This window comes from Neptuniibacter sp. QD57_21, assembly GCF_047778075.1.
GTDB lineage: Bacteria > Pseudomonadota > Gammaproteobacteria > Pseudomonadales > Balneatricaceae > Neptuniibacter.
The window spans coordinates 2,767,754-2,785,968 of the sequence record NZ_CP180549.1 but is presented as its reverse complement, the minus strand read 5'-3'; the positions used below and the strand labels follow the sequence as shown (position 1 = coordinate 2,785,968).

Genomic DNA, 18,215 nt, shown 5'->3' with positions numbered 1-18,215 from the left:
TTGTCGCTTTCGAATAGATCTATAGCAACTAAAAAGGCCCAGTAAAAACTGAGCCTAAAGTTTTTTAGCATTAACTTGTCTGAAGGGGGGGACAAGCTGTGGCTTAAACTTTTAGAACTTGATGCGCATACCAGCAAGTAGGTCTAGGTCATAATCCGTACCAGCGTCATCGTCGCGGTGTGTAACTTCAGCGAATACAGAAACGTTTTTCTGAGTCGGGAATTTGTAAGTTACGTTGCCGTAGAAAGCTTCTTCATCCATGTCGGCAGCGTCGTAATCGTGCTCCATGTAGCCAACAGAAACTTTAGTTGTTTTAGCTGCTTTGAAAGTAGCTACAACGTTAGTCATCGCAACATCGTTGTTGCTAGTACCTTGGTCAGAAACACCGTAGTCCATACCGAATGTTGCGAAACCTGCATCAAACTCAGCACTTACACCCCAGATGTCTTCAGACTCTGAAGTTGGTGTAGCTTTAACCGTTTGGAATGCTGCACCTAGAGTAACGGCCTCGAAACCACCTTCAACGTAAATTTCAGTAGATTCGTTGTTAGAGCTATCTTCGCCATCAGCTTCTAGTTCATGGGAGATTGCCACACGAGCAACGTCGAAGTCTGCATCAAAGCGAATTACGTCATCTCCATCGATAGAACCAAACTCGTCAAAAACGTCTTTACCTAGTGCTTCTTCGATTGCTTTTTCTACACCGAAGTCGTCAGCGGCATTATCCATTTTACCTACTTGAACAGACATGTTGTGCGCTTTCATACCTAGATAAGCTTCTTCGAGGTGGTCCGATCCATCAGGGCCTTTACCTTCAGCTTCGTCTTTGAAACCAAAATCCAGCTGACCGTATGCAGTTAGGCCATTTCCTAGATCGTAAGCGATCGAGTTTTTGATCTCTAGATCGTCAAATTCCACTTCAGCGTCTTTAGATTTACTTGCGTTGTCACGCAGTTGAACCTGCCAGTCACCTTTAATTTTGAAAGTAAGGCCTTTGTCGTCGTAAATAGTTGCAGCCGTTGCCGAATTAGCAGCAAGCGCAGCAATAGCAGAAGCCAGAATCAGCTTTTTCATGTCTTCTCTCCAAGGAGTTTTAATATAAGGTTTTTAACTTTTAATTTGTGAAGGCTTATTTGTTTTTAATAAGCTCTTTGAAAGAGTTTCTAGTATTTAGATCGGCTTGGTTGTACCAGTAAATAAGCATTTCCATTGTCATGCTTTCTTTTTTAATAACACTATTTTTTGTCTGTTTGTTATTAGTGTTGTATGGAAGGGTTATTTTTCTTTTAGGCAGTGAAGCGATAGCGTTGCTTTGATTGAACTTTTCTAATTCTTCTTCAAAGTCTCTGCTTAACTGAAAGCCATCTTTCTCTATAATGTTTACTTTGAAAGGAATGTTTTGGCCTGCGCTATTTTTTAAGATCCAGTTTTTATTTTGTTCGAATTTTTCTAGATCTTTAATGCGCTCAATTACTGGTGCTGCCAGAGAAATCTGGCTGTTATTGCTTTCGAACAGTAGAACAAAGGCTTTGCTTTTCTCTATTTCAAAGTCACCACTCTTTTTAACTTCAGCGGTATAATTTACAAGGATCTGATTTGAACCATTGGGTAATTTGTAATTGTTTCTGCCGTTAAATAGTTTATCTGAATTAACTTCTGAGCCATTAACTGCAATTAAATTAACGCCTTCCTCTAATAAGAGGGTGTTGTCAGCGTAAGAATAATTGGACGCAATTAAGGAAAATGCAGTCAATGCGGTTAATAAAATATTATTTAAGGGTTTCAAAATTATTGCCTTGCAAGATTTAATTCGTTGTTGCGGCGCAATGGTAGGCGAGTTTTATTTCAGAATTGTTTCTTTTTTGTTGTACTGGAATTTATTTTCTTTAAGTTTTTATTGCGTAGATATTTCTGTTTTGAAACGCCTTTTTTATGTGTGGTTTATTTTTGATCGATTGTTTTGTTTTTGTTCTAAAGTTAACCTTTTTGTTTTAAAAGTTTTGTCTAATGATCTAATAACTCTATTTTTAGCAATAGCTTCATTTAACGTTAATTGATATGTCATTAAGGAGGACTAGCTTTGATTTCTGGTGCCCAAGCATAGGGCTATACAAAAAGATGCACTTTGATTTTTTAGTGGAATCACTATGAGCTATAACAATTCACATGATCTATGCAGTAATTTAAATCCGGAACAAGATTCAGAGTTTACTCAGCTAGCAGATAAGGCGGTTAGCCGCCGTAGCTTTTTGACTGGGGCTGGCGCGCTTGGTTTAGGAGCTTTTATCGGTATGTCGCCTATTGCAAACTCTGTACAGGCTGCAATTCAAACTCAAGTTAAGAGTGCGCTTATCGGGTTTGAGCCTATTGCCAGTAGCACAGCAGATACAGTGGTTGTGCCAAAGGGCTATAAGGTGAGTAACCTTATCTCTTGGGGGGACCCTATCTTTGACGATGCACCAGAGTTTGATCCAACAGGACGAACGCCGGCGTCTGCTCAGGCACTGCAGTTTGGTGATAATACCGATGGCATGTCATTGTTTCCTTTATCTAGCGATCGCGCAGTATTGGTTGTTAATAATGAATACACCAACACTGATCTTTTGTATGACCACAAGGGCGATATGATTACTGCCGATGACGTGCTGAAAGCACAAAATGCTCACGGCGTGTCTGTTTTTGAAATTCAGCAAACCGCTCAGGGCTGGGTCGTTGATCGTAGTGGTAAATTGAATCGTCGGATTACTGCAAATACTTCAATGCAGTTGACAGGGCCAGCGGCAGGGCATGATCTGCTTAAAACAGCTGCCGACCAAACGGGTCTTGAGGTATTGGGTACCTTTAATAACTGTGCCAATGGAGAAACGCCTTGGGGCACCTACCTAACTTGTGAAGAAAACTTCCATAAGTATTTTGGTACTGACGATGACGCTCATATTATCCCGGCTGAACAAAAACGTTACGGCTTAAAAACGGAAGATAAACGTTATCAGTGGAGTAAGTTTGATCAGCGTTTTGATCTAGCTAAAAACCCAAATGAGCCGAATCGCCATGGTTGGGTAGTAGAGATCGATCCAATGGATCCTGAGTCTAAGCCGCTTAAGCGTACAGCGCTTGGTCGCTTTAAACATGAGAATGCAGCTCTCATGGTTGATGACTCAGGTCATGTTGTGGTCTATCTGGGAGATGATGAGCGCGGTGAGCATCTGTATAAATTTGTGTCAAAAGGTAAATATGATGCTAATAATCAGAGTAGAAATCGTAATCTTCTAGTTGATGGTACTTTATATGTAGCTAAGTTCAGTGCTGATAACGGTGAACTGAAAGGCAAAGGCGAATGGCTGGAGCTTACTTTCGGTAAGAATGGATTAACGCCAGAAAATGGTTTTAAAAGCCAGGCCGAAGTGCTTATCCACACTCGTTTAGCAGCAACGCAAGTGGGTGGAACGACCATGGATCGACCTGAATGGGTTGCCGTGCATCCTAATAAATCGAGTGCTTGCTGTACACTGACGAATAATAAACATCGAGGCAAGAAAGATGGGCAACCTATTGGTGGGCCAAACCCGCGAGCGGAGAATAAGTACGGACAGATCGTACGTTGGGCACCAATGAACGGCGATCATACGGCTACTGAATTTAGTTGGGATCTGTTCCTGATCGCGGGCAACCCAAGCATCTATCAAGATGGGCTGCTAGCGGGTAGTAGTAACATCACTACCGAAAATATGTTCAATAGCCCGGATGGGTTAGGTTTCGACAAAGGTGGCCGTCTCTGGATCATGACCGATGGTAAATACTCCAATGCCGATGATTTTGCTGGTATGGGTAACAATCAGATGTTGTGTGCAGATCCAGAAACGGGCGAAGTTCATCGTTTCTTAACGGGACCCATAGCCTGCGAAGTGACGGGATTGACGTTCTCTCCAGATCAAAAATCTATGTTTGTAGGGATTCAACACCCAGGAGAGAAGGGTAAGCCTTCGCACTTTCCTGCTGGTGGTGATAGTAAGCCGCGTTCAACCATTGTAGTGATAACACGTGAAGACGGCGGAGTGGTTGGGGCTTAAGAGCAGTACTTTAAAAGCAATCAACAGGCATAAAAAAACCGGCGAAAGCCGGTTTTTTTATGGAGCTAAGAAGATTAAACGCGTAGGCCGCCGTCAACTTCGAAGCAACGACCGCTAATGTAATCATTCTCAAGAATGAAAGTAACAGTCTTAGCGATTTCTTCTGGCTTACCAAGACGCTTAGCTGGAATGCCAGAAGCAATCTTTTCTAGAGCTTCTGGTTTCATGCTCATAACCATCTCAGTACCGATGTAACCTGGAGCGATGGATGCAGCACGGATGCCGTAGCGAGCTAGCTCTTTAGACCAAGTAACAGCCATAGCTTCTACGCCAGCTTTAGTAGCTGTGTAGTTAGTCTGACCCATGTTACCTGAACGAGAGATAGAAGAGATGTTTACGATACAACCTGGAACGCCTAAGTCGATCATGTGAGCCGTAGCTTCACGAGCGCATAGGAATGTACCAGTTAGGTTAACATCCATTACCAAGTTCCACTGGTCCATAGACATCTTCTTAACAACTTTGCCAGTTTCGCGATCAACTTTCATGAATAGACCGTCGCGAGTGATACCAGCATTGTTAACTAGGCCGTGTAGCGTACCGAAATCAGCTACTACGTCATTGAATAGTTTTTCTACTTCGTCTTCTTTAGCTACGTTGCAGATGTAAGCGCGAGCTTCAACGCCTTTTTCCATGCAAAGGCCAACAGTCGTATCTAGATCTTCTTGGCTTAGGTCAGCTAGAGCAAGTTTTGCGCCCTGTTCAGCTAGTTCAAGTGCCATTGAACGACCAAGACCACGGCCACCACCAGTTACAACAATTACTTTATCTTTGAGTTCCATTTTAGGATTACCTTACTTCGGTTTGACTCTTTTATTGTGCGTTGCGTCATTGTGCAGAATTTAAACTTATCCCGCTTTCGCAAAAAAGTCTACTCGTTGCTCCATGGATTCATTTATCAATAAGTTTAATATACTCATGGCCGGTATTTTTTTGTTTTTTTGCAGATGCTAACTCTATGTTTTTAAATAGAAATTTCGCAGTGCAAAATGTATAAGTACTTTGGTATTGGTTTTTTTTTAGACGATTTTTTAGCGCGAAAAGCGTGAAAATATGACGAAAAATTCTGGTTTAGGGTTGAATTTTTTTGGTCTGGCCATAAAAAGAAAAGAGTGTGTTTAGTAAAAAAATCAAGTTCTATGCACGTTTAATTTTAGGCAGGTAGGACCTGTTTAGAAGCTCTATAATGAGTCCTATTCTTATAGAGCTATCGATTATTTTAGAGGCAATAAATGAAGTTTCTTTTTCTGCTGTTCATCATTATCCCCATTGTTGAAATCACCGTCCTAATAAATGTAGGTGAGGCGATTGGGGCGTGGAACACAGTTGGCTTAGTACTGTTGTCTGCATTTATAGGCGTAAATATGTTGCGCTACCAAGGCCTATCTACACTGGCTCGGGCGCAGCAGCGTGCGCAGAATGGTGAGATTCCAGGCCAAGAGATGGTTGAAGGTATCGTGTTAGCGGTTGGTGGTGCTCTTTTAGTTACACCGGGTTTTGTTACTGACGTGATTGGTTTTAGTTGCTTGCTTCCTTTCACGCGCAAAGCGTTTGCTAAAGCATTATTTAGTCGCTTCAGTGTTATAGCTATGCAGCAGCAACATCAAAGCTCAGCACAATTTTATGCGAATGACCCTTTTCAACATCAATCGCAGACGCATCAGAACCATGAGCAACAAGACCGTAATATCCGTTCAAATGATGTGATTGACGGTGAGTTTGAGCGCAAGGATTAATTTCTAGACAAAAAAGTTGTTGGCTAGCGTTGAATTCATTTTTTATGCCCCAACCTAGCATTTCAAAGGGGAAAGCAACTTAAGTTTGTTTGTCCCGATTCCAAACAAATATGTTTATTTTGGTCAGATAAAGATCAGGAGAAAGAACAGATGAAAATTCGTCCACTTCACGACCGTGTAGTTGTTCGTCGTAACGAAGAAGAAGCTACAACTGCAAGCGGCATCGTACTGCCAGGTTCTGCACAGGAAAAACCAAACCAAGGTAAAGTTATTGCTGTGGGTGAAGGTCGTCTTCTGGAAAATGGTGAGCGTCAAGCGCTGACTGTTCAGGTTGGGGATACAGTATTGTTTGGTGGCTACGCTAACACTGTGAAAGTTGACGGTGAAGAGCTACTAATTCTTAGCGAAGGCGAAATTTACGGTGTATTGGAAGACTAATCTTCCGATTGAACTTTTCGCTTTATCTAATTGTTTTAAGAATTTGATTACAGGATTTTAGAAAATGGCTAAAGACGTACTATTTGGTAACGATGCTCGTCAACGCATGCTAGACGGCGTAAACATCCTAGCAGACGCAGTTAAAACTACTTTGGGCCCTAAAGGCCGTAACGTTGTTCTAGATAAGTCTTTCGGTGCTCCTACTGTAACTAAAGACGGTGTATCTGTTGCGAAAGAGATCGAGCTTGAAGACAAATTCGAAAACATGGGCGCACAGATGGTTAAAGAAGTAGCGTCTCAAGCAAACGATGTTGCAGGTGACGGTACTACGACTGCAACTGTACTAGCACAAGCAATCGTTAACGAAGGTCTTAAGTCTGTTGCTGCAGGCATGAACCCAATGGATCTGAAGCGCGGTATCGACAAAGCAGCGGCTGCAGTTGTTGCGCAGATCCAAGGTATGTCTGTTCCTTGTGCTGATAACAAAGCGATTGCACAGGTTGGTACTATCTCTGCTAATGCTGATGCACAGGTTGGTGAGATCATTGCTGAAGCGATGGGCAAAGTAGGTAAAGAAGGCGTTATCACTGTAGAAGAAGGTACAGCACTAGAGAATGAATTGGATGTTGTTGAAGGCATGCAATTCGATCGCGGTTACCTATCTCCTTACTTCATCAACAACCAAGACAACATGTCTGCTGAAGTTGAGCAGCCATTCATCCTGCTTGCTGACAAGAAAATCTCTAACATCCGTGAACTACTGCCAATCCTTGAGCACGTAGCTAAAGCATCTCGTCCTCTTCTAATCATCGCTGAAGATGTAGAAGGCGAAGCGCTAGCAACGCTAGTAGTTAACAACATGCGCGGTATCGTTAAAGTTGCTGCAGTTAAAGCCCCTGGTTTCGGTGATCGTCGTAAAGCGATGCTAGAAGATATCGCTATCCTTACTGGCGGTACTGTGATCTCTGAAGAAGTAGGTCTAACGCTAGAAGAAGCGACGCTTGAGCAGCTAGGTCAAGCTAAGCGCGTTTCTATCACTAAAGAAAACACAACAATCGTTGATGGTATCGGCGCTGCTGACAACATCGAAGCACGTGTTAACCAGATCCGTGCACAAATGGAAGAAACATCTTCTGACTACGACCGTGAAAAACTGCAAGAGCGTGTAGCTAAGCTTGCAGGCGGTGTTGCTGTAATCAAAGTAGGTGCAGCAACTGAAGTTGAGATGAAAGAGAAGAAAGCTCGTGTAGAAGACGCTCTTCACGCAACGCGTGCTGCAGTAGAAGAAGGTGTAGTACCTGGTGGTGGTGTTGCTCTGATCCGCGCGATGGATCAAGTTAAAGAACTACAAGGTGATAACCACGATCAGTCTGTAGGTATCGAGCTTGCATTCCGTGCACTAGAAGCTCCACTACGCCAGATCGTTGGTAATGCGGGCGAAGAAGGCTCAGTAATCGTGTCTAACATCCGTGAGAAAGGCGAAGGTAACTTCGGTTATAACGCAGCTTCCGGTGAATACGGCGACATGATTGAAATGGGTATCCTAGACCCAGCTAAAGTTACTCGTTCAGCACTACAAGCGGCTGCATCTGTTGCGGGTCTTATGATCACAACTGAAGCAATGATTGCTGATAAGCCTGCTGAAGGTGGCGCACCTGGCATGCCTGATATGGGCGGCATGGGCGGTATGGGCGGTATGGGCGGCATGATGTAATCATCCCCCTCGCTTATTTAAGCTTTAAAGAGCCCTGCATTTTTGCGGGGCTTTTTTTTTCCGCGTAAAATAGCGGGAATTTCAATTTAGTTAGTATATGGATAGCCATGAACCGCGACGACGATAATATTGAAGTACCGAATTTTGGGCCTGCCGATCCTGCTGGTGAAAACCGCTCAGCACCTTCAGCTATGCGACCTCGATCTGGTGATGCACCAGCCCCTGCGTCAGCGCCAGCCTCATCAGGTGGTGGTGTGGTTCAATCCGTAGTGATGGTTGTTTTAGTTGTTGCGGTGTCTGTGCTTGGCTACTTTGGTTTTGAGATGTATCAATCTCAACAAGCGACGTTTGAAAAAGCTCAGGAACAGATTGTTCAATTAGAAGCTTTGTTGAAAGAAGCAGAGCAGGGCGCGGCTGAATCGGGTGAAGAGCTGCAGGGCAATGTTTCCTCGTTAGAGTCTGTTTTAAAGCAGAAAGATAAACAGTTAGATTCTGAAATTGCTAAGTTGTGGGATATTGCCCACAAAAAGAATAAGCCACTGATTGAGAAGCAGGCAAAAGAGCTAGCAGCTTTAAAGAAAACCCTTCAGGCGCAAGAAAAAACGGTTAAGTCTCTAAAATCTCAGGTTGCTCAGCAGAAAAAAACGCTGGCGAGTGTTTCTGGTTTAAAGAAAACAGTGAATGCAGAAGTAGCTAAACTGACGAAGCTGACGTCGCGCGTTGAATCTGAAATGCGCACCACAAATGAGCTGGCGAAAGAACAGATGGATGATCTTTTGAAAGCGCAGCGTACTTTAACTGATCGTCTTGCTAAGGTAGAAGGCAAAAGCAATGCTGATCTAGAACGTAAAGTGAAAGTGAACGAGCAGGCTATCCGTGCCTTTGACGGTACGCGTCGTCAGTTAAATCAGGATCTCTTGCAGGTGCGTCAGAAGCTAAATAATATGCAATTGCTGCTTGAACAACGCTAGAGCGGCTTAAATGATCTTAGATTCTGCTTTCAGGGTTTGCCAACGGGTCATCTTGAAGGCAGAATACGCTATTCCTCAAAAAAATAGGGATATAGTAAGCCTCTATGAACATCCGTGCTTTTTTTGCACTGACGCTACCTGATTCTGTTGTACGTTGGTTGGCTGATCACGCTGATACATTATGCGAGTTTGACCGCAAAACAGAAATCAATTGGGTGGATTCCGATCGCTATCATCTTACCTTGTGTTTCTTAGGTGATATCAATCTTAATCAGGTTGAAGAATTGGAGAAATGTGCTCGCGAGAAATTGGCTGACTTTAGCTCCTTTCAGGTACATATCAACAAAGCGGAATATTACAAAGTTAACAAAAAGTTAGCTTTAGTTGCTGCTTTACCTGATCTGCATGAGGAATTGCAGGTGCTGCATGAGTTGATGATCAATGTGGCAACTGAGGCGGGCCTTAACTATGAGGAAGATGATTTCAAACCTCATGTGACCTTAGGCCGTTTGCCAGGAAAAAATACGTTTAAAGCACCAAAAGAGTGGCCCGCGCTGGATATGTACAGTTTGGCTGATTCGGTGGTGCTATTTCAAAGTAAGCTGGGTGAAGATGGCTCTATCTACACGCCGCTGTTTGAGATTCCTTTAAAAGATCTGGCTTAACAGATCTTTTAACTTTTAATTCATACCTTTATTAACTAGTCCCTTCATAACTATGCTAAATCCAGAACTATTGTCCCCTGCAGGGACTTTGAAAAATATGAAATATGCATTTGCTTACGGTGCAGATGCTGTTTATGCCGGTCAGCCTCGTTACAGCCTACGTGTGCGTAACAATGACTTTAATATGGATAACCTAGCAGAAGGGATCGATCTGGCTCACCAGTTAGGTAAGAAGTTCTTCCTAGCAAGTAACATCCTGCCTCATAACAGTAAGCTTAAAACATACATCGATGACTTGCGCCCAGTGATTGCGATGGGACCCGATGCATTGATTATGTCTGATCCAGGCTTGATCTATCTAGTGAAAGAGCATTTCCCTGATGTGCCGATTCACCTGTCTGTTCAGGCGAATACCATGAACTGGGCCGCGGTTAAGTTCTGGCACTCCATGGGGGTTGAGCGTGTAATCCTATCTCGCGAGCTATCTCTTGATGAAGTAGAAGAGATCAAGCAGCGTTGCCCTGAGATGGAGATTGAAGTCTTTGTTCACGGTGCGCTTTGTATCGCTTATTCGGGTCGTTGCCTGTTATCTGGCTACATTAACAAGCGTGATCCAAACCAAGGTACCTGTACCAATAGTTGCCGCTGGAAATACGATGCTCATGAAGCAAAAGTCGATGAATCTGGGGATGTGGTACCCGTAGAACAGTTTGATCCAAATGCCCAAGAGCCAAAACCTGCATTGGGTGAAGGTAAGCCAACGGATCAGATCTTCCTTCTTCAGGAAGAGACTCGCCCAGGTGAGTACATGCCTGCTTTTGAAGATGAGCATGGTACTTACATTATGAACTCTAAAGATTTGCGTGCGATTCAACACGTACATCGTTTAGCTGAAATTGGTGTTGATTCCCTTAAGATCGAGGGCCGAACTAAATCACACTACTATGTGGCGCGTACTGCACAGACTTATCGTAAAGCGATTGATGATGCAGTCGCAGGTCGCCCATTTGATATGAGTTTGATGGATGAGCTGGAAAACCTAGCGAGCCGTGGTTATACAGAAGGCTTCTACCGTCGTCACGTTCATGATGAGTATCAGAACTACGAAACAGGTAACTCTGTAGGCGTACACCAGCAGTTTGTGGGTGAAGTGCTTGGTTATGCAGATGGCATGCTTGAGATTGATGTACGAAACCGCTTCCTTAAAGGCGATACACTTGAGCTAATGACGCCTCAAGGTAATCACAAGTTTAAACTTGATGAGATGATCGATAAGAAAGGCAAGTCTGCTGATGTTGCGCCAGGCTCTGGCCATGTCATGAAGATTCCTATGAATCTGAATGCTGATCCAGAATACGCATTGCTGATGCGTGATCTACCAAACGCACCTGAGTACAGCAGTCAGAAGTAAATGCGATGATCGCCGAGAAGTACCTGTTTAGGCATGCGTTGAGGCCGTTTTCATTCAGCGTGGCTTTGATTGTTTGTCTAACAGGTATTTTGAGTGCATATCGCGAAGGCTTTGGCGATCCTTTACTCGCGAGTTTAATCCTAATGGCGGGTTTGCTTTTGCAAGCTGGGGTTAATCTAATTAATGACTACGCCGACCTTTCTCAGCCCAATCTTCAACTCTCTTCAGCTTCACAACAGCAGATCCGTTTTAATTTTAATCTGGGTTTAGGCTGTATTCTCTTTGCGGCTGTCATCGCTTGTTACCTCATTGCTGTATCTGGGATGTTACTTCTGCTGTTCTCAGTTATCGGAATAATAGGAGCGCTTGGTTATACGATGGAGCCGATAAACTACAAGCGTCGCGGTTTAGCGGTGTTTTTGGTGTTTTGGTTGATGGGTGTTCTGATGGTAAGCGGTGCTTACTATGTGCTGGCCAAAGAACTATCGCATTCGGCCCTTTTGATCTCTATCCCTGTGTCTCTGTTTGTCTCGCTACTTCTGCTGAGTAATGAACTACGTGATTTTGAAGAGGATAAAGCAGCAGGGATAAAGACGTTAACGGTGAAGATTGGCTACGCTCGTGCCTCTCAACTTTATAAAGCTCTACTGATCTGTATATACCTAGGCTGCTTGGCTTTGAGTATCAACGGATCTATACCTTTTGCGCTGGTGATATTGTTATCCATTCCCTTTGTGATCAAGCCATTAAAGCTATTGGCTTTAGATAAAGGGTCGCGCCAACCAATCACCAAAGCGACAGGGCGCTCCTTTTTGATCTTTGGCATTTGTTACTGCTCTGCGCTCCTTTTTTGAGGTCAGATAAATACGCTATCACACCTTGTTTCTACATTAAGTAGTAAAAAAGATTGTGTGAGTACTACCAATGCCCGACACCTTATTGCGGTACTTTTGGTGTATACTCCCTTTCCAGTAAAAACTCTCCTTTAAGAGAGAGTAAATGGGTATGAGTCAGGCGTGTTTGCACTAAGCATGGTTGAGTTTTAACTCCCTGATCCTTTATGACAAGAAGCTTTACTGGAGTCTCCGAATGAGCGTAATCCGCCAAGACGATTTCATCAGCAGCGTTGCTGATGCATTGCAGTTTATCTCTTACTACCATCCGCTTGATTTTGTTCAAGGCGTACACGAAGCCTACCTGAAGGAAGAAAACCCAGCGGCTAAAGACGCAATGGCGCAGATCCTTATCAACTCCCGTATGTGTGCTGAAGGTAAGCGACCTCTATGTCAGGACACAGGTATCGTTACAGTATTTCTGAAAGTAGGTATGAACGTAACTTGGGATGCTGAAATGAATGTAACTGACATGGTGAACGAAGGTGTTCGTCGTGCATACATGCATCCTGATAATGTTCTACGTGCATCTATTCTTGCTGACCCAGCAGGTAAGCGTCAGAACACAAAAGATAATACGCCAGCGGTAATTCACTATGAAATTGTTGATGGTGATGAAGTAGAAGTTCACGTTGCTGCTAAAGGCGGCGGTTCTGAAAACAAATCTAAAATGGTTATGCTTAACCCATCTGACAGCATCGTTGATTGGATTGTTAAAACCGTACCAACAATGGGTGCGGGCTGGTGCCCACCTGGCATGCTAGGTATAGGTATTGGTGGTACTGCTGAGAAAGCTGCAGTAATGGCAAAAGAATCCCTAATGGATCCAATCGACATTCACGAGCTACGTGAGCGTGGCCCGCAAAACCGTGTTGAAGAACTACGTCTAGAAATCATGGATGCAGTTAATGAACTAGGTATAGGTGCTCAGGGTCTAGGTGGTTTGACCACTGTTCTTGATATCAAAATCAAGGATTACCCAACACACGCAGCTTCACTGCCTGTTTGCATGATCCCTAACTGTGCAGCGACTCGCCACACTCACTTTACATTGAACGGTAGTGGCCCAGCGGTTCTAACACCACCAAGCTTGGATGATTGGCCAGATGTTACATTCGAAGTGGGTTCCAACACACGTCGTGTAAATCTTGATGAGATCACTCCAGAAGCAGTTAAAGAGTGGAAAGTAGGCGAAACGATTCTGTTGAACGGTAAAATGTTGACAGGTCGTGATGCAGCGCACAAGAAAATGGTAGAGATGCTAAATAATGGCGAAGAGCTACCAGTTGATCTTAAAGGCCGCTTCATCTACTACGTAGGCCCTGTTGATCCAGTACGTGACGAAGTTGTAGGTCCTGCTGGCCCAACAACGTCTACGCGTATGGATAAATTCACTCGTCAGGTTATCGAAAGCACAGGCCTTCTGGGCATGATTGGTAAGTCTGAGCGTGGTCCTGTTGCAATTGACGCAATTAAAGACAACGAAGCTGTTTACCTAATGGCTGTGGGTGGTGCTGCTTACCTAGTATCTAAAGCGATCACTAACGCTGAAGTACTTGCATTCCCTGAAATGGGCATGGAAGCAATCTACGAGTTTGAAGTTAAGGATATGCCTGTAACTGTAGCTGTAGATACTTCAGGTGAGTCTGTTCACACAACAGGCCCAGCTAAGTGGAAAGAGATTATAGCTAAACAATCTTAATCAGCATTTAGCATTGTGATAAAAACGCAGCTTCGGCTGCGTTTTTTTTGTGCATGAAATATAGGTAATTAACTGTTTTTGCTAAATAAGTTGTCACTATATTAATTTTTATTGATCTAGGTTCGTATGTTGGGTCTGTTTTATAAATATGTGAATAAAAAACTGAGCAAGATCAATTTTTGTGCGCTGCAGCAGGAGTAGAGTGTTTGTAAAAGAAGTATTCATTTAGGGGAAAATGAATGATGAAAACTAAAATGATTTCTGCACTTGCTGTGAGCCTATCTGTATCTCTATCTTCTGTTGCGATCGCTGATGATGAAGCGATGATGCAGGCTGCGGGTAAAGAGATTTTTAACAAGTGCACATCTTGTCACTCACTAGATACAAGTAAAAATGCTTTCGGTCCTAGTTTGATCGGTGTTTTTGGCCGTAAAGCAGCAGCACTTCCACGCTTTGCATACTCTGATGCACTAAAAAATTCTGATATCACTTGGAATGAAGAAAACTTGCGTAAGTGGGTAGCGGGCAACGATCAATTCGTACCAGGTACTCGTATGCGTCACGTTGAGATTACTGACAAAGCTGAGCAGGATTACCTGATCGCTTACCTTAAAACACTTTAATTAGCTGTTTTAATACCTGCTACAGTTAATCGAGAATGCCGCAAGCCACCACTCCTTGCGGCATTTTTTGTTGATATAACGTTTTACTGTTAAGAGGCCTCAAGCACTTTCTTCTGCTCTGCTAGGTAGCGAGGCATAGGGCCAGCGTCCTCATATATCTCTTCGCCATCTTCAATTCTGATCACCTTACTTCCTTGAATGTAGGGCATTTTAGCTTCTAACTCATTTAACGCCTCATGTATTAAGGTGGCGACAACATCGTCCTTTGATAGTTTATACATGCTGGCTAAGGCTTCGAGCTTGACCGAATCGCTCTTATAGATGGAAAGCTGTTCTTCCTTGCGACCGTTAACTTTGCGCGCGCGTCCTTCCCATTCATCAAGTAATTTAGAAAGACTTTCGTTACCCATAGCTTATCCCCTCCGATAAACAGATCTACCCTTTAAGTGTAGGAGTCAGCTTGGTTATTGCCAGAAAATCGGTGAGAATGACGAATATAATTATCTATCCACCATTAAAATGATTTAACTGCATCGATCAGTATGCAAAGCAGGTTTATAAATGGCAGTAATTAAGGTTGTAGTAGGTTCGGTCTACGGTAATGCGCTTGATGTCGCGGAGATGTGCTCACAAAAGTTAACTGAGCTGCAACACTCAGTAGAGCTATTACGTAATCCGGAAATCACTCAGGTTGTAATACCGGAAACAGAAGTGATTTTAATCTGTACCTCAACAACAGGGCAGGGCGAAATTCCAGATAATCTGCTGTCTTTCTATGACGAGTTACAAGATCAATTACCGCAGATGCCTACGGTCAAATATGGCGTAATTGCTTTAGGTGATAGTTCCTACGATACCTTTGCTGAAGCTGGCTATTTGATGGATAGTTTAATGCAGCAGCTGCAGGCACAAAAAATTGGGGATAACTTAGTGATTGATGCTTGTGAAACCATGGCTCCACTTGAAGAAGCAGAACCATGGTTAATAGAGTGGGTTAAAGGACTTTAACTGTATTCGACTTCTTGAATTCGCTCTTGGGCGAGTAATAATTCAGTAAACTGTTCCTGTCGGATCGGTTTGCTGAATAAGAAGCCTTGGAGCTGATCGCAGCCTTCTTTCTCCAAAAAGGCCCTTTGCGCAGGTGTTTCAACACCTTCAGCACAGACTTTCAGATCTAGGGTGTGGCCTAATAGAATAACCGCTTTGGCAATGGCTTCATCATCTGGGTCACTTGGGATATCCCTTACCAAGGATTGATCAATTTTGACTTTAGTAATGGGTAGTTGCTTTAGGTAACGAAGCGAAGAGTAACCTGTTCCGAAGTCATCCAAAGCGAGATGAACACCTTGTTGCCTCAACGCTTGGAAAGTCGCCGTTGCTTCCTTTTCATGTTCTAGTAGAAAGGTCTCTAGTATTTCCAGCTCTAACATATCTGCCGGGATTTCGTATTTGTACAGCAGCGTTTGAACTTCTGACGGAAGATCCTGTTTGGTGATCTGGTCACTTGCCAAATTGACTGCTAAACGGAAGTTATTTAGTCCAGCCTCTCTCCAGAGAGAAAGTTGTGCACAGGCTTCTTCTAATACCCAGTTACCCATCTTTGTTAGTAAGCCAATTTCTTCGGCAATTGATAGAAATTGTCCCGGCGGCATAAGGCCCATTTCAGGATGTTCCCAACGGATCAAAGCCTCAGCGCCAATGATTTTTTCTCCGGTCGCATCCATCTGCGGCTGGTAGAACAGTACAAATTGTTTTTCAGCTACGGCTTTACGCAGTTCGGGTTCGAGCTTTATCCACTCTTCAACGGTTTCTGATAGCTCAGGTTGAAAGAAGGCGTAATTATTTCGACCTGAATCTTTAGCCTGATTAAGCGCGATATCTGCATTTTTAGTGACTGTATCTGAATCATCACCATGATCAGGGGAGAGAGCAACGCCTATGCTTGCTGTGGTGAAATAGTCTTTACCATCCAGTTGGAAAGGCTGCTCCATCGCTTCGACGATAGCATCAGCAATCGTTGCTGCATCGGCTGCGTGTTCTAATTCTTCTAGTAAGATGGCGAATTCATCTCCACCAATACGTGCAAGCGTGTCGCGAGTGCTTAATGTCTTACTTAAACGCTCTGTTACTTGTAACAGCAGTTGATCGCCATATTTATGACCAAGGCTGTCATTAATATGTTTAAAGCGGTCTAGATCTAACTGCAGCATGGCAATCTTTTCGTTAGATTCCCTGTGGGTCAGAGCATGCTCTAGCCGAGCCCCAAACAACAAACGGTTAGGTAGGTTAGTTAGCGGATCGTGGTGTGCTAGATGAGAGAGCTTTTCTTCAGAGGCTTTGATATTACTAATATCGGCATTCACACTGACAAAGTGAGTGAGCTTGTGAGTTTCTGGATCGTGAACCGCATTAATGCTTACCCAATGTGGAGCTACTTCACCATTTTTTCGGCGGTTCCATATTTCACCTTGCCAGTGACCCTCTTCAGCAAGCGAAGCCCACATATTTTGGAAGAAATCTTGATCGTGTCGTGGTGATTTAAGCAGAGAAGGGCTTTTACCAATCAGCTCTTCGCGACTGTACCCACTCAGATCAGAATAGGCGCGATTGACATCAATAATCTTATTGTTGCAGTCGGTGATCATGATCCCTTCGTTGGTGCTCGAAAAGGCGATACCGGCTAAACGTAGTTGCTCGATAGATGCTTTTTCAGGTGTTATATCCAGTAAAACCCCGTTCCAAAGCGAAGGGTCGAGTTTATTGGATGTATCAGGTAAAGATGAGCCGCGAATCCAGCGAAGGTCACCATTACGGTGAAAAACTCGAAATTCATGAGACCAGGGCAGTTTATGCTGGCTAGTGTGAATAATACTTGCCCACAAGCTTGGTTGATCTTCAGGGTGTACTTGTTTCCAAAACTGGCGGAAGTCTTCTGTTGCTTCTTTTGCAGTGACACCGGAAATTTGCTCTATCCCTGGGCCGATGTAGATAAATTCTTGCTTGAGATCAGACGTTAATCGATATTGGTAGACAACACCGGGCATCGCTTTGGTGATGTTCTGCAAAAGGTTTTCTGAATGTTCCAAGTACTGTTGAGCCTTTAGCCTCTTGAGTGCAATACTAATGATATTTGCGGCTGCTTCTAAAAGCTGGTGATGAAATGCAGTCGGTGTTCGTGGTTTGGGGCTAGATATAGCGATGCTGCCCGCAACATGTTCAGAATCAATGCGGATTGGGTAGGACCAACAGGCTTTGATTTCTAATTCTTGGCCGACATCTCGGAAATTTTGCCAGCAGTCGTCCTGTTCGATGTCAGAAACATAAACGGGGCTCCCCGTATACACTGCTGTACCGCAGGACCCAGCCTTTGGGCTCGGGACTAAACCATTTAGTAGTGCTAGAGATTTTTGAGGAATACTAGGGGCGCAGACAACGGACAGGTGTCGATTGTTACTATCCAACAGCATGATTGAAGCGATACTATCCGCGACACAGTTTTCAATAAACTGACAAACCGACTTAAAGATGGAGTCGGGTTGTGTGTCTAAAACGATCTCTTCAAGTACTTGGTTCTGCAAACGCAGAATTGTATTTAGCTCTTCTGCGCTAGTTTGACCCTGTTTTACAGCGTCTTTTTCAGGTGCATCGATGTGCATTTGTATGTCTTAATTATTCTTATATTTTTTGTTGGCTGCACGAACTGAATAGGGCGATTCCTTGTCATTTTTATGCAGAACAGCCTCACCCGACTGCGACGACAATGAAATAAAAACCTATCAAAATATGGCGCTTAAGTTTCGTCCAGCTAACTTATTTTTATTACTGAGGCAAACCCATATTAAATATCGGGTAAATTGCCCGGCTCTACTCAAGTGCGCGGCAGTATAACTTACTGTAGTTAAATGAGTTAGTCTTTATATCAAATATTAGTG

At 43.6% G+C, this 18,215-nt stretch carries 16 protein-coding genes; 11 read left to right on the top strand and 5 right to left on the bottom strand.

The features are described 5' to 3' along the window. Window positions 1–111 precede the first annotated feature (111 nt). Window positions 112–1,074: a porin gene (locus ACMXYS_RS12505; protein ID WP_415896711.1), complete on the bottom strand. Its 963-nt coding sequence runs from the start codon at window positions 1,072–1,074 to the stop codon at window positions 112–114. 55 nt (window positions 1,075–1,129) lie between these two features. Further along, window positions 1,130–1,786, bottom strand: a complete 657-nt coding sequence (locus tag ACMXYS_RS12500) for a DUF2057 family protein (RefSeq protein ID WP_415896710.1) — start codon at window positions 1,784–1,786, stop codon at window positions 1,130–1,132. A gap of 361 nt (window positions 1,787–2,147) precedes the next feature. Here ACMXYS_RS12500 and ACMXYS_RS12495 point away from each other — a divergent pair, with 361 nt between their 5' ends. Further along, window positions 2,148–4,070: a PhoX family protein gene (locus ACMXYS_RS12495; RefSeq protein ID WP_415896709.1), complete on the top strand. Its 1,923-nt coding sequence runs from the start codon at window positions 2,148–2,150 to the stop codon at window positions 4,068–4,070. 74 nt (window positions 4,071–4,144) lie between these two features. Here the strand turns inward: ACMXYS_RS12495 and ACMXYS_RS12490 are convergent, their stop codons facing one another. Next, a complete protein-coding gene (locus ACMXYS_RS12490; protein ID WP_415896708.1) occupies window positions 4,145–4,912 on the bottom strand; it encodes an SDR family oxidoreductase in 768 nt (255 codons plus the stop codon). 450 nt (window positions 4,913–5,362) lie between these two features. Between ACMXYS_RS12490 and ACMXYS_RS12485 the strand changes: the two genes are divergently transcribed. The 9 genes from ACMXYS_RS12485 (at window position 5,363) to ACMXYS_RS12445 (ending at window position 14,283) form a co-directional block, all read left to right on the top strand. Continuing rightward, complete coding sequence (locus tag ACMXYS_RS12485; protein WP_415896707.1) at window positions 5,363–5,866, top strand: FxsA family protein; 504 nt, start codon at window positions 5,363–5,365, stop codon at window positions 5,864–5,866. 150 nt (window positions 5,867–6,016) lie between these two features. Further along, window positions 6,017–6,304: a co-chaperone GroES gene (locus ACMXYS_RS12480; protein ID WP_415881976.1), complete on the top strand. Its 288-nt coding sequence runs from the start codon at window positions 6,017–6,019 to the stop codon at window positions 6,302–6,304. Window positions 6,305–6,368: 64 nt separating this feature from the next. After that, window positions 6,369–8,018, top strand: a complete 1,650-nt coding sequence (gene groL / locus ACMXYS_RS12475; RefSeq protein ID WP_415896706.1) for a chaperonin GroEL — start codon at window positions 6,369–6,371, stop codon at window positions 8,016–8,018. 107 nt (window positions 8,019–8,125) lie between these two features. Further along, entirely contained in the window at window positions 8,126–8,989 is an 864-nt protein-coding gene (locus ACMXYS_RS12470) for a hypothetical protein (protein ID WP_415892204.1), read from the top strand. Between the two features lie 104 nt (window positions 8,990–9,093). Continuing rightward, window positions 9,094–9,654, top strand: coding sequence for an RNA 2',3'-cyclic phosphodiesterase (gene thpR / locus ACMXYS_RS12465; RefSeq protein WP_415892203.1), 561 nt, complete (start codon window positions 9,094–9,096; stop codon window positions 9,652–9,654). Window positions 9,655–9,706: 52 nt separating this feature from the next. Then, window positions 9,707–11,065: a tRNA 5-hydroxyuridine modification protein YegQ gene (yegQ, locus tag ACMXYS_RS12460; protein ID WP_415892202.1), complete on the top strand. Its 1,359-nt coding sequence runs from the start codon at window positions 9,707–9,709 to the stop codon at window positions 11,063–11,065. Between the two features lie 5 nt (window positions 11,066–11,070). Next, window positions 11,071–11,919, top strand: coding sequence for a prenyltransferase (locus tag ACMXYS_RS12455; protein WP_415892201.1), 849 nt, complete (start codon window positions 11,071–11,073; stop codon window positions 11,917–11,919). A gap of 235 nt (window positions 11,920–12,154) precedes the next feature. Beyond that, window positions 12,155–13,660, top strand: coding sequence for a fumarate hydratase (locus ACMXYS_RS12450; RefSeq protein WP_415896705.1), 1,506 nt, complete (start codon window positions 12,155–12,157; stop codon window positions 13,658–13,660). Between the two features lie 239 nt (window positions 13,661–13,899). Next, a complete protein-coding gene (locus tag ACMXYS_RS12445; protein ID WP_415896704.1) occupies window positions 13,900–14,283 on the top strand; it encodes a c-type cytochrome in 384 nt (127 codons plus the stop codon). An 89-nt stretch (window positions 14,284–14,372) separates the two neighbouring features. Here ACMXYS_RS12445 and ACMXYS_RS12440 read toward each other — a convergent pair whose 3' ends face one another. After that, window positions 14,373–14,693 (bottom strand): hypothetical protein, encoded by a 321-nt coding sequence (locus ACMXYS_RS12440; protein WP_415881968.1) that lies wholly within the window; start codon window positions 14,691–14,693, stop codon window positions 14,373–14,375. 151 nt (window positions 14,694–14,844) lie between these two features. On the opposite strand from ACMXYS_RS12440, the gene ACMXYS_RS12435 reads away from it, so the two are divergent. Further along, window positions 14,845–15,291 (top strand): flavodoxin, encoded by a 447-nt coding sequence (locus ACMXYS_RS12435; RefSeq protein WP_415892198.1) that lies wholly within the window; start codon window positions 14,845–14,847, stop codon window positions 15,289–15,291. Here ACMXYS_RS12435 and ACMXYS_RS12430 read toward each other — a convergent pair. Next, a complete protein-coding gene (locus ACMXYS_RS12430) occupies window positions 15,288–17,939 on the bottom strand; it encodes an EAL domain-containing protein (RefSeq protein WP_415896703.1) in 2,652 nt (883 codons plus the stop codon). The genes ACMXYS_RS12435 and ACMXYS_RS12430 overlap by 4 nt on opposite strands. Between the last annotated feature and the right edge of the window lie 276 nt (window positions 17,940–18,215).

Coding starts and splice junctions, on each gene's coding strand:
- ACMXYS_RS12505 (WP_415896711.1), bottom strand. CDS start 1,074: ATGAAAAAGCTGATTCTGGCTTCTGCTATTGCTGCGCTTGCTGCTAAT.
- ACMXYS_RS12495 (WP_415896709.1), top strand. CDS start 2,148: ATGAGCTATAACAATTCACATGATCTATGCAGTAATTTAAATCCGGAA.
- ACMXYS_RS12490 (WP_415896708.1), bottom strand. CDS start 4,912: ATGGAACTCAAAGATAAAGTAATTGTTGTAACTGGTGGTGGCCGTGGT.
- ACMXYS_RS12485 (WP_415896707.1), top strand. CDS start 5,363: ATGAAGTTTCTTTTTCTGCTGTTCATCATTATCCCCATTGTTGAAATC.
- ACMXYS_RS12480 (WP_415881976.1), top strand. CDS start 6,017: ATGAAAATTCGTCCACTTCACGACCGTGTAGTTGTTCGTCGTAACGAA.
- groL (WP_415896706.1), top strand. CDS start 6,369: ATGGCTAAAGACGTACTATTTGGTAACGATGCTCGTCAACGCATGCTA.
- ACMXYS_RS12470 (WP_415892204.1), top strand. CDS start 8,126: ATGAACCGCGACGACGATAATATTGAAGTACCGAATTTTGGGCCTGCC.
- thpR (WP_415892203.1), top strand. CDS start 9,094: ATGAACATCCGTGCTTTTTTTGCACTGACGCTACCTGATTCTGTTGTA.
- yegQ (WP_415892202.1), top strand. CDS start 9,707: ATGCTAAATCCAGAACTATTGTCCCCTGCAGGGACTTTGAAAAATATG.
- ACMXYS_RS12455 (WP_415892201.1), top strand. CDS start 11,071: ATGATCGCCGAGAAGTACCTGTTTAGGCATGCGTTGAGGCCGTTTTCA.
- ACMXYS_RS12450 (WP_415896705.1), top strand. CDS start 12,155: ATGAGCGTAATCCGCCAAGACGATTTCATCAGCAGCGTTGCTGATGCA.
- ACMXYS_RS12445 (WP_415896704.1), top strand. CDS start 13,900: ATGATGAAAACTAAAATGATTTCTGCACTTGCTGTGAGCCTATCTGTA.
- ACMXYS_RS12440 (WP_415881968.1), bottom strand. CDS start 14,693: ATGGGTAACGAAAGTCTTTCTAAATTACTTGATGAATGGGAAGGACGC.
- ACMXYS_RS12435 (WP_415892198.1), top strand. CDS start 14,845: ATGGCAGTAATTAAGGTTGTAGTAGGTTCGGTCTACGGTAATGCGCTT.
- ACMXYS_RS12430 (WP_415896703.1), bottom strand. CDS start 17,939: ATGCACATCGATGCACCTGAAAAAGACGCTGTAAAACAGGGTCAAACT.